Genomic DNA, 13,226 nt, shown 5'->3' on the forward strand with positions numbered 1-13,226 from the left:
GGTCCCGTGGGCTAGGAGCGGGGCGGCTTCGCGGACCGTCTGGGCCCCGCTTTTTTGGGGCGGCGCCTGATCTTGGGGCCGTTGTTCTCGGCATGATCGCCCGGGGAAGGGGCCTTGCCGGGCGATGGGGGACCGGCCGCTGGTTTTGTGGACTTGGTTGCTTTTCGGGGGGGGGTCGCTGGCGCTCTCTTGGCCGATGAGGCAGGCTTGTCCTGCGCGGCGGATTTGGGGGGACGGTCTTCGGCCCCCCGTTTTCCCCGTTTGGCCCCTCGCGGCTTTTGGCCGGGACGCCCCCGCGCGCCATCTGTTGCTCCCCGTTTTTTGGCGGCTTTCTCAGCTGACGAGGCGGCGGGCGCCGTCTCGACCGCTTCGGGCGAGGAGAGCATTTCGAAACGGAGCCCCCCCTGGAGCGGCGTGACCTCAAGTAAGCGGACCTCGACCCGCTGGCCGAGATGATAATGCCCCCCGCTCCGTTGCCCAATCAGCGCGTTTCGTTCCTCATCATGCTGATAATAGTCGGTGTGGAGGCTCCGCATCGGGATGAAGCCATCGGCGCCCGTTTCATCCAGCGTAACGAAAAGGCCGGCCCTGGTGACCCCAGAGATCCGTCCGTGGAAATCGTTCCCCTCCCGATCTTCGAGGAAGGAGGCGAGATAGCGGTCCTGGGTCGCCCGTTCGGCCGCCACCGCGCGCCGTTCGGTGACGGAGATATGCTCCGCGACATCGGCCAAATGGGCCTCATCCTCAGCTCTCATCCCGCCCGGACCGAGGCGCCGTGCCGAGACGAGGGCCCGGTGAATCGTCAAATCGGCATAGCGCCGGATCGGCGAGGTGAAATGCGCGTACCGACGCAGGCTCAAGCCGAAATGGCCAAGATTTTCCGTCGAGTAGATGGCTTGCATTTGGGTACGGAGGACAGCCAGGGCGACCAGATCGGTCTCGTCTTTGTCTCTTGCCGCGCGAAGGATGTGGTTGAACTTAGCGGGCTTCAGGACCTGCCCCTTGGGAAGGGAATAGCCCATCGAGGAGAGATAGACCCGCAAGCCGTCGATCCGTTCCTCGTCGGGGACATCGTGCACGCGATAAATCAAAGCGCGATTGGCGGATTCGAGGGTCTCCGCCGCACAGACATTGGCGGTGACCATATAGGCCTCGATCAGACGATGGGCATCGAGCCGCTGTTTACGGACGATCCGGTCGACGGCGCCGTCCTCCGCCAACAGAATTTGCCGTTCGGGCATATCGAGATCGAGGGAGGGCGATTTTCGTCGCGCGGTCTCAAGCGCCTGCCACGCGGCCCAGAGGGGATCGATGACGCTGTCCTTGAGATCACGGGTTCGGTCGGTCAGGCGTCCGTCGGCGGCGGCCTGGGCTTCTTCATAGGCGAGGCCGCGATGGCAATTGATCAAGGCCCGGAAAAACCGGTGACGTTTCCTGCCGCCATTGGGGCCGATAATCAGCTCGCAGCACAGGGCGGTGCGATCCTCCCCCGCCTTGAGGGAGCAAAGACCGTTGGAGAGGGCCTCGGGGAGCATCGGGACGACCCGATCGATCAGGTAGACGGAATTTCCCCGCCTCTTCGCCTCCTGGTCGAGGGGCGAGCCGGGGCGGACATATTGCGCCACATCGGCGATGGCCACCACGATGCGGAACCCCTCGTCGATGGGTTCGGCGAATACCGCATCGTCGTGGTCCTTCGCCTCCTTGGGGTCGATGGTGATGAGGGGGAGGGCCCGCAGATCCTCATAGGGGCTGAGGTCGCTCGGCAGCGTCAGCGCCTCTGCCGCCTCGACAACCTCCGGCGGGAAATGGATCGGAATATCCTGCTCGGCGAGGGCAATGAGCGACCAATTGGTCCGGTCGTCGACATGTCCCTCAATCGACACGATGCGCCCCTTGCGGGGGCCATAGCCGCGGGCATTCAACGGTTCGGCCCAGACCAGGTCGCCTTCTTCGGCATTGTTCGCATCGCGGCTGTCGATGTCGAGACTTTGCGCTTTTCGGCTCACGGGATCGACATGCCCGCCGCGTCGATGGGGACGATAGACCCCGAGCGTCCGGGTCGCGCCGCGACCGATCCGCTTGATCGGGGCCGCATGATAGTGAAAATCCTCAAGGGCGGTGAGACGACCTAGAAAGCGGTCGCCGGTCCCGATGGGCGGCTTGACCTTCCCCGCCTGTGTGGACGGCAAGACGACGCTGGTGCCGGCCGGCGCTTCGGCGCTGATCACCTCACAAATAAGGTCACCGTCGGAATCGGTGTCGATCACATCGAGCACGACGACAGGCGGGAGAGGCCCCCCCTTTAGCAAGATGCGGCGGTTCTCAACGGCGATACGCCCTTCATCGCGCAAATCGGCGAGAGTCGCGCGAAACTGGCGCCGCCCGGCATTCTTCACGGAGAAGACATCGGCAAGATCGCGCTGGGTGGGGGCTTCCTCTCCCTGTTCCTCCCGCTTTCGCAGATAGGAGAGGATATCGGAGTCGGAGGGATATTGAGTCATGTCTTGCTCTCTCACCACCAATTGCTTTTTTTGTCATGCGTGGTGATCCAGAATTCTCGAATTAGGACAATCTTAAGAGCAGCAGCGGATTCTTAATCAAAGTTGATCGACGCCGGAGAGTTCCATGCGCAACACATTGCTATCCCATACGGCCCTTGGCCTTGTCGTGACGGCCGCGGCGGTGATGCTGGGGGAGGCCCGGGCACAGATGGTCCCCGTGAAATATGGAACCGATCCCACATTGATGCCGAGCGCTGTCATGGGCACTCCAGCCGACGAAAATCTGAACCGGACCGTTCAGTACCGTCAGCCGGTCACAACACAATCGCCGATGCCGCAGCTCCAGCAAGTGTCGACGCAACAGCCATCGCCGCAAATGCAGCCCGTCGCGGCGCCGGTGCCGCAGCCTGTGCGTTATGCTCCTGTCCAATCGCAAATGCCGTCTGCCGCCGGGGGAACCGTCAGCGTGTCGGCGGGCGACACCGTTTACGCGCTTGCCCGTCGCTATAATGTGGCGCCGGGAGAGATCATCGCAGCCAATAATCTGACGCCGCCTTATCGTCTCGATATCGGCCAGCAATTAAGAGTGCCGGGCGCGCCGGTGCAGATGGCGCCCCCGCCCCAGCAGATGCAGGCAGCCGTCAGCGCGCCGCAGCCGCAGGCACCACAGGCGCCGCGCTATGTCACTGTCTCGGCGCCGACCGCGACGATGGCGCCTCAGGCGCTGCAATATGGCCAGCCCTCCTATCAATCCGCGCCCGTCGTCGAGCGTCTCGACACCGCCTATCGCGTACAGCAGGGCGATACGCTCTATAGTCTTTCGCAACGGTTTTCCGTTCCCGTCCAAACTTTGGCCAATGCGAACGGGTTGATGCCGCCATATCCGTTGTCGATCGATCAGCGATTGGTCATCCCCGGCACGGGGCCCATGCCGCAATCGCAAATGTCGGCGGCGCCGAGCTACGCGCCGCAAGCAGGGTATTCCGCCTCTTCGGATGCGCGCCTTGCCGCCAGAGAATTGGGGGTTCAGGCGGCGCCGACCCCCCTGCCAAGTCGCCAAGGGCAACAAATTCTCGTGAGCAAGACCGCCGAGTCCCGCTTTGCCTGGCCCCTGCAGGGCTCGGTCATCAAGACTTTTGGGACGAGTGCGGACGGTCTTCGGAATGACGGGATCAATATTGCCGCTCCGGTTGGTGCACCGATCCGTGCCGCCGCCGATGGTGAGGTGATCTATACCGGCTCAGAGCTGGAGGGCTATGGCAATCTGTTGTTGATCAGGCACGCCGATGGGTGGGTTTCGGCCTATGCCCATGCCGATTCGATCCTGGTCCAAAAGGGTGAGCAGGTCCGCCAGGGCGAAATCGTCGCGAAGGTCGGCAAGAGCGGCAGCGTCGGGCAACCCCAGCTGCATTTCGAGCTGCGGCACGAACTCCAGCCCCGCGATCCCCTTGCCGCCCTCGATGGTCGCGACATGAAGGCCGCTGCCCTGGTGCAATAGCATTTGCCGCACAAGGGATGGCGCATTGTCTTGCGCTGACGTTGCCTTATTGCAGGGTGCCGAGATTGATGGTTTTGCCGTCCGGCGACGTAATGGTGGGGTTCTCGCCTTCCAGCCAGGCTGTAAAGATCCCCTGCTTGCCTTTGATCATCACGGGGACATAGGCAAAGGTCGGTGTTCTGAACGGATCGGGCACATCGGCCAGATAGACCCATAGATCGCCATTGACGTCACCAAGATCCTTTTCCCGGTATCCGGCGATTTTCTCTTGATGGAGGCGGCACTTATAGGCTGATCCATTATAGAGATTATTGCCTCGGCGATTGAGGTTTTCCGTCCCCTCGTCCCGCATTTCGAGGGTAAAGAGGCGCCGACCATCGAACACGTCGATCTCCCGGTCGCATGGGGATTTCCCTTCCGGCACCGCGGTGAAACTGAGGCCGATAAGCGCCGACATTGGATCGACCGCGTCCGCTGCCTGTCCCTCTGAGACGGGCTCCCGGAAGGAATAGGTTGGACTTGTCCAAAGATGCATCCGCCGTTGACCATAGGGGCGATAGATCTCGACATATTGCTGGTCGTCTTCCGCCTCGTAATCGTGATTGAAGTAATAATGCTCGGTAATGCGATTTTGGTCGCCGAAATGGCCGCGGGCCCGGCTGGTCGCTTCGGCATCGGAGAACCAGCGCGCAATTCCATTCTGCCGCATCCGATAATCGACGGCGTAGCGCTCCGGCGAGGTCTCGATATCGAGATAGATCCGGCCAATATCGAAACCGGCGATTTCGCCCTTGAACTCAGCGGTGTAGCGAGTGGCCTCGGTTTTTTCCGGGGCGGGGGGCGCAAAGGCGAGGGCCTCGGGGGAGGGGTCGACCGCGAATAAATGGCGCCAGGCCGATGTCCCCTCCGGCGGGTAATCGCGATCCTCAACGGCATAGCCCGTCGCCATGATGAGGACAGCTATCGCGCTGAGCGATGCGGTCACCTTTTTACTCTTCACAGGGCACTCCTCCATCAAACGCCTATTTCTAACGTTATTCATCCCCAATGGCTCCTTACCGTCCCGCGAAGAAGGAAAATCCGGGCGATCTCCCACCGAGTGGGGGCGTTCGGCCTTGACGGAAAGAGCGGGGAGGTATAGCCGATCGCGCTTAAACAAGTTTGTCCGACTTCGTGTCAAACCGTTCATGCTCCGATATTGAGGCCTTATCATGTCGCGCGTCTGCGAATTTACAGGAAAACGTCCAATCACCGGACATAATGTTTCCCACGCGAACAACAAAACCAAACGTCGCTTCGAACCCAATCTGTGCAAGGTGACCCTTGAGAGTGAGCGGTTGTCGCGTCGGTTCAAGTTTCGCATTACCGCTCACGCCTTGCGCTCGGTGGATCACGTCGGGGGTCTCGACGCGTTTCTCCTGAAAGCGAAGGATGAGCGTCTTTCGGACCGGGCGCGCCGGCTGAAGCGCGAAATCGTCGCTGCCGCGTCAGCCTGATCTCAGTTCCATGACCGAGCGGCACGATCTGGATCGGCGCCGTCAATCTCACGCGGGCGCTCGCCTCGATGCGATTGAGGACCAATATTGGTCCGAGCGGCTGATGGGACCCGAGGTCGGGTCTATCCGCCGGGCCGGGGACTGGGTGGCCCGCAACCTTCTGCGCGGTGCCAGGGCCGGGGCCTGGGCTTTCGCCCTGTTCATCTTGATCAGCATGGCCTCGCTGAGCCCGGATCTGGCGTTCCGTGGTTTTGACGCCTTGGTCCCGGCGCCGAGTTTGAGGCCGAGCCAATGGCTATCAATTGGCGACCTCTATTTTGCCGGGGCCCTCTTCGTTGTGATGCTGTCGAGTCGACGCCAGGGGGCCGGGATGGCGATCCGGGCGTGGTGTTGGGCCTGGGGGATGACGGTCGTGTTGGCGGCGATCTTGGTCGCGGCGCTGTTGTCCGATATTGAACCCGGCGACTGGCCGAGCCTGCGCTTCGTCCTCGCCTATTTTGGCTCGTGGTTCATGGCGGGGGGGGTGGTCGCCGCCACCTATCACGCCCTCAGGGGCATGATGTGGTGGAAGCCGGCCTTCATAGGTCTGGCGATCGGTCTTAGCCTTCAGGCCATAATGTTCCACCTGATCCTGTTCACAGGGACCCGCGTGCCGTGGGGCTTGTGGATGCTGGCTCAGACCGGGCTCTGGCTGATGCTCTCCCTACTGGCGCTATTGCCCTATCTTTGGCTGCGCCCAAGGGTCATTCCCCTCAGCGGACTTGGCGGCCGCTAGTGCAGCGCGGCGTCGGCATTGTCCTCGGTATCAGGGGCGGTGAGACAGCCAGGGTCAATATGCAAGCCGACAATCACGGTTCGCTGCAAAGGGTTGAAATTGTGGTCCGACACTAGATGCACGCGCAACGTGCCATCTTCGAGTGGCTCCACGACAAGACCTTCCATATTGTCGACGCCATGAAGGATCGTCAGGCGCGCCAGTTCGAGCCCGTCAAGAATGGGAGGCGACGGCGGGGTTTCCTCCAGGCGAAGGGCCTCAGGCGACAGCTGCACCAAGCGGGCCCTTGGGCCGGACAGCGCGCTGAAGGCGCGCTCCAGGACATAGACGCTTCCATCGGCAGTAGTCGTCAGCCCCGTGGGCGAAAAGTCCCCCGCCGGACGATATCTCCAGCGCCCCAACACCTCGCCCCCGCGGGAGAGATAGGTCAGCGCTGCTGTCCCATCCGAAGGGCGCGTATGCTCCGTGATCGCCAGATATCCGTCAGCCCAGGCGGTGACGCCTTCAAACCCCGCATTATTGGGCAGGGCGTTCCGACCGACGGCGTAGAACGGGGGCTCTTCCTCGAGATAGAGATCACCGTCTTCGGTGAACCATGAGAGACGATGATCTCCCTCAATACCGATCAAAAGGCGCTGCCCTTCGATGACCAGACTTTCGGCATCGCCGCGACGCTTGCCGAGAAAACGCCCTTGAGCGTCGGCAAGGGGGTGGGGGGTAAGGGAGATCACCTCGGTAATATAGCCGTTCTGATCCCGGCCGACGGTTCCCGTCCATAAAAGACCCCGGTCCGACAGGAGAACGATCTCGTCCTTGGAGAGGTTGAGGGCGGAGAACCCGCCGAACCGGGCATCGGCGGCGGTCAGCGTGATGCCGGAGACCATCTGGGTCGCGCAATTGATGTGAATGGGACGATTGTTGAACCCTGGAAAGGGCTGCGACAGGGGAGTGACCTGCTGTGCCGCTGCGCTGGTCATCACCACGAGCAGCGCGCCCAATCCGCAAAGACCGTATCGCCCGCTCATCGGCTACGTCGCCGGGGGCGCCGGCGCCCATCGCTTTGATCGGCGAACAGGTCAGCCAATTGCTCCGTCATGGCCCCGCCAAGCTGATCGACATCCTGAATGGTCAGGGCACGGTCATAAAACCGCGTCACATCGTGACCGATACCGATGGCGATCAACTGGATCGGTGAGGCGTTTTCGATGAAGGCAATGGTCTCACGCAGATGCCGTTCGAGATATCCGCCGCCATTTACCGACGAGGTGGTATCGTCCACCGGCGCCCCGTCGGAAATCACCATCAGGATCCGCCGCGCCTCGGGCCGCTGGATCAGGCGATCATGCGCCCATTGCAGGGCCTCTCCATCGATATTTTCCTTCAGCAATCCCTCCTTGAGCATCAGGGCCAGATTGTCCTTGGCCCGACGCCAGGGCACGCTTGCGGGCTTGTAGATGATGTGACGGAGATCATTCAGCCGACCGGGGTTTTTCGGGCGATCCTCGGCCACCCATTTCTCCCGCGACTGCCCCCCCTTCCAGGCGCGTGTCGTGAACCCAAGGATCTCGACCTTCACCCCACAGCGCTCAAGAGTACGGGCGAGGATATCCCCGCAAAGGGCGGCGACCATAATGGGACGGCCGCGCATGGATCCTGAATTATCAATCAGCAGCGTGACCGCCGTATCGCGGAACGCTTGATCCTGTTCCTGCTTGAAGGACAGGGGTTGGGTCGGGTCGATCACCACCCGGGAAAGGCGCGACGCATCGAGAATACCCTCGTCGAGATCGAACCGCCAATCGCGATTTTGCTGGGCGAGTAGCTGACGGTGGAGCCGGTTTGCCAAGCGGGCCACCAATTGGTGCAGGCTTTCGAGTTGCCCGTCGAGGGTTTGCCGAAGTCGCGCCAGCTCGGCGGCGTCGACCAGATCGAGGGGGTGAACGACTTCGTCGAAGTCCTTGGTATAGATCCCATAGGAGGCATTACTGTCGGCCAGCGGTTCGTTACGACGCTGCATTTCGGCGTTCGCCTGGGCGTCGGCGTCATCGTCCGTAGGCTCCCAATCAAGGGGCTGCGTCTCAACCTCCGCTTCTCCGTCCCGAGCCTCGCCAAATTCCGGCATCGCCGGCTCTTTGGCGCTGTCTTCCTGACTTTCATCCTCGCCGTCTTCGCCTTCTGTGTCGGCGTCGTCCTCACCGCCTGTCTCGGTGTCTTTGGGCTGTTCGTCGTCGTCGCCCTCTGTCTCATCATCTTCGCTGTCTTCGTGATCTGTGGTCGGATCGCCGATATCCAGATCCCGGAGCAGAGAGTGCACCGCCTCGGAAAACGCGGTTTGGTCCCGAAAAAGGGTGCGATCGGCGAGCCGCTCTAGGCTATCCCCGGCCCGCTCTTCGATCTCGCGCCGCCATTGGTCGACCAAGGCCCGCGCTGCGTCCGGCGTCGGGCGTCCGGTGATGCGCTCGCGCGCCATGAGGCCGAGAATATCGGAGAGGGGGATATCCTGGCGATCCTCCATCCGGCGATACCCACGGTCCTCAAGCCGCTGACTGAGGGAGGCATGAAGATTGTCCCCGACCCCGTCCAGCGCCGTGGCCCCAAGGGCCTCGACACGCACGGTCTCAAGTGCCGTATGGGCCGCCGCCCCGTCAGCGTTTTGCGGGGCAAGGCGCGCATGGAGCGCGGGATCGTGGTGGGCAAGGCGCAAAGCCGCTTCATCGGCATGGCCGCGCGCCACGGCCAGCTGCGCTTCGTCCATTCGGCGGGGGGGAAGGGGCAGGCGCACATCCGTCCCGGCAACTTGAGGTTTATCGCCGACGAATTTCACCGTCACATCCGGCTCGGCCGCGAGGGCCTTGGTCGTCTGCGCGAGCAATTGCTTCAGCTGTTCTGCGGGCGAAGGGGATGAGGCCATAAATCATGATTTAGGCCCCAAGGGCCTCCGGGCCTAGGCGTTTTGGGGTCTCGGTCACCAAAAAAAGACGCAAAGGGTTTATGAAAGAAAAGGGCCTTTTCGATAAAGGGGTGGGGAGTGTTCGGGCAGCGAAGGGCCTTTTCGTGCAGCAGATTACGGTGCGTCTTTTCGATCTTGATGAGAGCCCCCAACCCAGTGGAGGTCCCGGGGAAAGGGGAACGAGACCTCAATGTCGGCAACGATCGGGCCGCGCCCTTCGGCAATATGAGCTGGCCTGCGCCTATGGCTGCCGGCCGGAGGCGGTCGAGCTGAAGGGCGGGCGTGCCCTGCTGCCGGGGGGAGGGTCCCCAGCGGTGAGCTACACCCGATCGGGCCGCTTTGCGCTGTTCGCCTTCGCCGATCACGGCCCCCTAGGAATCGACCTCGAAGCCTTCGATGGCGTACCGGATGAAGAGATTCCCTCTCTTGCGAGAGATCATCTCGCCCCCGCCGCGGCTGCCGAGATCGAGGCCGCCGGATCGCAGGGCGCCAAACGATCCTTTCTTTTCCATTGGACGGCGATGGAGGCTGTTGGAAAAGCGGCCCGTACAGGTCTGGCGATCGCCCATCGAAGCGGGGCGCTTTCGGCGACCGCCCGTGGTCTTGCGGTTTGGCATCGCGTGCCGCGTATCGGCTATATGGCGGCTCTTGCCGCCGCGCCGGGGGCAAGGGTCACTTGGAGAGGGGCGGCATCCTTGCCGGTGACGGTATGAGCCCCCTGACCGACCCCGTTTGGGACCGCCTCAATGCCACTGAGGTCAAATGGCCGCCCGGAGATGTGGTGGCGCTGTTCGATGCACAGGCCGCGGCCCATCCAACCCACACCGCTATTCGGTTCATGGGAACCGATGTCAGCTATGGCGAGGTGCAGCGCCGGAGTTGTCAAATCGCCCTTGAATTACAGCCCCGCCTCTCCCCCATGGAGGCTGACACGCCGCCGGTGGTGGGATTGGCGGGACCCCGCAATCCCGATTTGGTCGCCGCGCTGATCGGCATATGGCGGGCGGGGGCCGTGGCGTTGCCCATCGATCTCGATCATCCCGAGGCTCGGCGCGCTTATCTGGTGGAGAACAGCGGCGCTGCTTTCGTTGTTGGGCCCGCGGATCTTTCCCCGAAGGAATCGGACACCGCCGCATCTGTGGATGGCGGCCTGTCGTCACACAGGCCCGATTTTGCCTATTTGCAATATACGTCCGGCTCCACAGGTAAACCCAAAGGTGTGAAGGGCGGACATCCGCAATTAGCGAACTTCCTCCATGCCATGGCATCGCTTCTGTCATTCGGGGCGGACGATCGTCTCTTGGCGGTGACGACGCTCTCCTTCGACATTGCGCTGCTCGAATGGTTCCTGCCCCTGATCTGTGGCGGGTCGATCATTCTACCGAGCGATGATCAGGCGGCGGACGGGGAGGCGATGGTCACCTTGTTGCGTGAGGAGGCAGCATCGTTTTTTCAGGGCACCCCCGCAACTTGGCGGTTGTTACTTGATGCCGGTCTTGGCCCCCATAGTGGGCTCACCGCGCTTTGCGGGGGGGAGCCTTTGCCATCGGCGCTCGCCGCGACACTCCTGCCGAAGGTCGGATCGCTTTGGAACGTCTACGGACCGACGGAGACGACGGTGTGGTCGACGGCGGGGCGAATCGATACGCCTGAGGCGATCCATGTCGGTCGGCCCCTCGCCAATACCGTTCTCAGCATTCTCGATGAGCATGACCGGCGGGTGCCGCCGGATACGCCAGGCGAATTAATCATTGGCGGGGAGGGGGTGGCCCTCGGCTATCATGCGCGGCCTGAGGAGACCGCCGCCCGGTTTACCGAGGCGCCGCCGGACTCCGGCCTTGAGGGGAAAGTCTACCTCACCGGGGATCGGGCTGTGTTGACCTCGGACGGGGTCATCCGGCTATTGGGCCGGGCCGATGCCCAAGTCAAAATCAGGGGGTTTCGCATCGAACTCGGCGAAGTGGAAAACGCCCTCGGACAGGTCACGGCAGGGGGCGCCGCCGCCGCCACGGTGCACACGGATGGCGCCGGTGAGGCCATGCTGGTGGGGTATGTGAGTGCCGCTTCTGGCCGTCGCAAGCCCACAGCCAGCACCCTAAGGCGGGGTCTAAGGGCCCTTCTGCCGGACTATATGATCCCCCAACGCTTTGTGGTGCTCGACAGTCTTCCGCTGACGCCGAACGGCAAAATTGATCGCAAGGCGCTGCCCGCGCCGGGGCGCCAGATAAGCCAGAGCCGAGGGCGCCCGCCGCAAACAGCGGATGAGCAGGCCCTTGCCGCTGCCTTTCAGGCGGTTCTGGGGGTCGAAACCGTCTCGACGACGGACAATTTCGTCACCCTCGGCGGGCAATCGTTGCAAGCCGCACGGGTTGCCACACGCTTTCGCGAAGCCACGGGGAAGGTCATCACGCCGCGGGCGCTGTTATTTGAAACCCTCGAGCAGGCCGCCGCCGGGGCCACGACGCCGGGGCAGGGATGATGGCGCCCTTGTCCGAAAGGGCGGCCACGCCGCCGCCGGAGAGCCCCCCGATGGAGCCGATGATGTTCGGCACCAGTGAGGCCCCCCTTTACGGTGTCTATCACGATACAGCAGTGCCCGCGCGGCGAGCGGCGTTGCTCGTGCCCCCCTTCGGTGAGGAAACGATCCGTGCCCATCGCCCATTTCTCGCTCTCGCTACGGCGCTGAGCGCCGCCGGCGTCGCCGTCCTTCGCTATGATGCGTTCGGGACTGGAAATTCGGCAGGGGACGATCGCGACGTGACAAAACAGACCATGATCGACAGCCTCCTCGCCGCGGATGATGAATTGCGGGCGATGAGCCAAGCTCAAAAGATTGTCTGGATCGGCCTCCGATTTGGATCGCTGGTCGCCATGGCCGCCGCGGAGATGCGCCCGCCGACGAGGATCGTGGGGTGGGACGCGCCCGCCCATGCGGCGGACCATCTGGCCGATCTGATCCGCCGCGATCCCTCAGCGATGAGGGGCGATGGCGCCTATCCCGACGAGCTTCTCGGCCATCCCTTACCGCCGAGCCTTGCCGCGCAAATGACCGCGGACTGGCGGGGACCGAGCGATGAGACGGCGCGCGTGACCACCGCAGCTGAGGAGGATTGGAATGCAGACGGCGCGCTCTCGACGTTCCGTGTCCCTGTGCGAACGATTAGTCGGCTGACGGCGCTGATGGCCGCACGATGACCGAGGAGGAATTGATCTTCTTTGGACCGGAGGAGGGACTGGTCGGCACGTTGACCTCCCCCGGCGGCCCTTCCAAGGGGAGGATTGTCATTCCCAATGCCGGGATTGTCGGACGGGCCGGGCCCCATCGGCTCCATACCCGGCTTGCGAGATCCCTGGCGGATGAGGGCTATGACGTTCTGCGGATTGACCTGCACGGGCTTGGGGACAGTGCCCCACCGCCTGGCGATCTCGGTCACGAGGCCCAGGCTGTGGCGGATATCAAAGCTGCAATCGATGCCCTGGGCTCGGGGAGAGGGCGAATAATCCTGATGGGATTATGTTCGGGGGCGGATAATGCGCAAGCGACGGCGCTGATCGATGACCGGGTCACGGACCTTATATTACTCGATCCACACGCCTTCGCTCACCCGCGCCGGGTCGCCCTGACCCTCATGCAAAAGGCCGCCTCACCTGCGCGATGGGCAGCCCTGATCTCGAGAGCAGCTCAACGACAAGCGAATACTGCTTCCCCCGCCCCGTCCGACCGTCCGGTGCCTGACAGGCGAGATTTTGCCGACCAATGGCAGGCCCTGGCGCGCCGCGGTGTCGGCATCTATGCGCGCTATACAAATCATGTGAGCCATATCGTGGCCTCCGCCGAGGAGGCACGCCTTGGTCTCGGTCTACCAAAAGACAGGCAAGACCCCAGGCTCTGCATCGAAATGGATAAGGACGCCAATCATACTTATACGGACCTTAAAGCTCAAGGGCGCCTCGACTTGGCCATCAAGAGCTGGCTGAGAGCGTCAGGGGGAGCGGCGTGACG

The 13,226-nt window shown here is 62.8% G+C and carries 11 protein-coding genes; 7 read left to right on the plus strand and 4 right to left on the minus strand.

Annotated features, from left to right (window positions below):
* Nucleotides 1-11 precede the first annotated feature (11 nt).
* Nucleotides 12-2,504 (minus strand): ribonuclease R, encoded by a 2,493-nt coding sequence (gene rnr, locus PB2503_RS10145; RefSeq protein ID WP_013301165.1) that lies wholly within the window; start codon nucleotides 2,502-2,504, stop codon nucleotides 12-14.
* Between the two features lie 124 nt (nucleotides 2,505-2,628).
* On the opposite strand from rnr, the gene PB2503_RS14070 reads away from it, so the two are divergent.
* Entirely contained in the window at nucleotides 2,629-4,002 is a 1,374-nt protein-coding gene (locus PB2503_RS14070; RefSeq protein WP_013301166.1) for a peptidoglycan DD-metalloendopeptidase family protein, read from the plus strand.
* A 46-nt stretch (nucleotides 4,003-4,048) separates the two neighbouring features.
* Here the strand turns inward: PB2503_RS14070 and PB2503_RS10155 are convergent, their stop codons facing one another.
* A complete protein-coding gene (locus tag PB2503_RS10155; protein ID WP_041534982.1) occupies nucleotides 4,049-5,002 on the minus strand; it encodes a DUF3108 domain-containing protein in 954 nt (317 codons plus the stop codon).
* A gap of 211 nt (nucleotides 5,003-5,213) precedes the next feature.
* Between PB2503_RS10155 and rpmB the strand changes: the two genes are divergently transcribed.
* Nucleotides 5,214-5,498, plus strand: coding sequence for a 50S ribosomal protein L28 (gene rpmB, locus PB2503_RS10160; RefSeq protein ID WP_013301168.1), 285 nt, complete (start codon nucleotides 5,214-5,216; stop codon nucleotides 5,496-5,498).
* A 10-nt stretch (nucleotides 5,499-5,508) separates the two neighbouring features.
* On the plus strand, nucleotides 5,509-6,273 hold the full coding sequence (locus tag PB2503_RS10165; RefSeq protein ID WP_013301169.1) for a hypothetical protein: 765 nt from the start codon (nucleotides 5,509-5,511) through the stop codon (nucleotides 6,271-6,273).
* Here the strand turns inward: PB2503_RS10165 and PB2503_RS10170 are convergent.
* Together PB2503_RS10170 and cobT are read right to left on the minus strand one after the other, a co-directional pair.
* A complete protein-coding gene (locus PB2503_RS10170) occupies nucleotides 6,270-7,298 on the minus strand; it encodes an esterase-like activity of phytase family protein (protein WP_013301170.1) in 1,029 nt (342 codons plus the stop codon). The genes PB2503_RS10165 and PB2503_RS10170 overlap by 4 nt on opposite strands.
* Nucleotides 7,295-9,184 carry a cobaltochelatase subunit CobT gene (gene cobT / locus PB2503_RS10175; RefSeq protein ID WP_013301171.1) on the minus strand — a complete coding sequence of 630 codons (1,890 nt, stop codon included), beginning with the start codon at nucleotides 9,182-9,184 and terminating at the stop codon, nucleotides 7,295-7,297. The genes PB2503_RS10170 and cobT overlap by 4 nt, the downstream gene beginning before the upstream one ends.
* 80 nt (nucleotides 9,185-9,264) lie before the next feature.
* Between cobT and PB2503_RS10180 the strand changes: the two genes are divergently transcribed.
* The 4 genes from PB2503_RS10180 to PB2503_RS10195 are packed head-to-tail and all read left to right on the plus strand — an operon-like array spanning nucleotide 9,265 to nucleotide 13,224.
* On the plus strand, nucleotides 9,265-9,936 hold the full coding sequence (locus PB2503_RS10180; protein ID WP_013301172.1) for a 4'-phosphopantetheinyl transferase family protein: 672 nt from the start codon (nucleotides 9,265-9,267) through the stop codon (nucleotides 9,934-9,936).
* A complete protein-coding gene (locus PB2503_RS10185) occupies nucleotides 9,933-11,702 on the plus strand; it encodes a non-ribosomal peptide synthetase (protein ID WP_013301173.1) in 1,770 nt (589 codons plus the stop codon). Before PB2503_RS10180 ends, PB2503_RS10185 begins: the two co-directional genes overlap by 4 nt.
* On the plus strand, nucleotides 11,699-12,418 hold the full coding sequence (locus PB2503_RS14075) for a serine aminopeptidase domain-containing protein (protein ID WP_083811058.1): 720 nt from the start codon (nucleotides 11,699-11,701) through the stop codon (nucleotides 12,416-12,418). Before PB2503_RS10185 ends, PB2503_RS14075 begins: the two co-directional genes overlap by 4 nt.
* On the plus strand, nucleotides 12,415-13,224 hold the full coding sequence (locus PB2503_RS10195; RefSeq protein ID WP_013301175.1) for an alpha/beta hydrolase: 810 nt from the start codon (nucleotides 12,415-12,417) through the stop codon (nucleotides 13,222-13,224). Before PB2503_RS14075 ends, PB2503_RS10195 begins: the two co-directional genes overlap by 4 nt.
* Nucleotides 13,225-13,226 lie beyond the last annotated feature (2 nt).

Source organism: Parvularcula bermudensis HTCC2503, from assembly GCF_000152825.2.
GTDB lineage: Bacteria > Pseudomonadota > Alphaproteobacteria > Caulobacterales > Parvularculaceae > Parvularcula > Parvularcula bermudensis.

What these genes read in the sequence shown, in the direction of transcription:
- PB2503_RS14070 (WP_013301166.1), top strand. Translation starts at nt 2,629, where the DNA reads ATGCGCAACACATTGCTATCCCATACGGCCCTTGGCCTTGTCGTGACG.
- PB2503_RS10195 (WP_013301175.1), top strand. Translation starts at nt 12,415, where the DNA reads ATGACCGAGGAGGAATTGATCTTCTTTGGACCGGAGGAGGGACTGGTC.
- PB2503_RS10185 (WP_013301173.1), top strand. Translation starts at nt 9,933, where the DNA reads ATGAGCCCCCTGACCGACCCCGTTTGGGACCGCCTCAATGCCACTGAG.
- PB2503_RS14075 (WP_083811058.1), top strand. Translation starts at nt 11,699, where the DNA reads ATGATGGCGCCCTTGTCCGAAAGGGCGGCCACGCCGCCGCCGGAGAGC.
- PB2503_RS10170 (WP_013301170.1), bottom strand. Translation starts at nt 7,298, where the DNA reads ATGAGCGGGCGATACGGTCTTTGCGGATTGGGCGCGCTGCTCGTGGTG.
- rnr (WP_013301165.1), bottom strand. Translation starts at nt 2,504, where the DNA reads ATGACTCAATATCCCTCCGACTCCGATATCCTCTCCTATCTGCGAAAG.
- PB2503_RS10180 (WP_013301172.1), top strand. Translation starts at nt 9,265, where the DNA reads ATGAAAGAAAAGGGCCTTTTCGATAAAGGGGTGGGGAGTGTTCGGGCA.
- PB2503_RS10165 (WP_013301169.1), top strand. Translation starts at nt 5,509, where the DNA reads ATGACCGAGCGGCACGATCTGGATCGGCGCCGTCAATCTCACGCGGGC.
- rpmB (WP_013301168.1), top strand. Translation starts at nt 5,214, where the DNA reads ATGTCGCGCGTCTGCGAATTTACAGGAAAACGTCCAATCACCGGACAT.
- cobT (WP_013301171.1), bottom strand. Translation starts at nt 9,184, where the DNA reads ATGGCCTCATCCCCTTCGCCCGCAGAACAGCTGAAGCAATTGCTCGCG.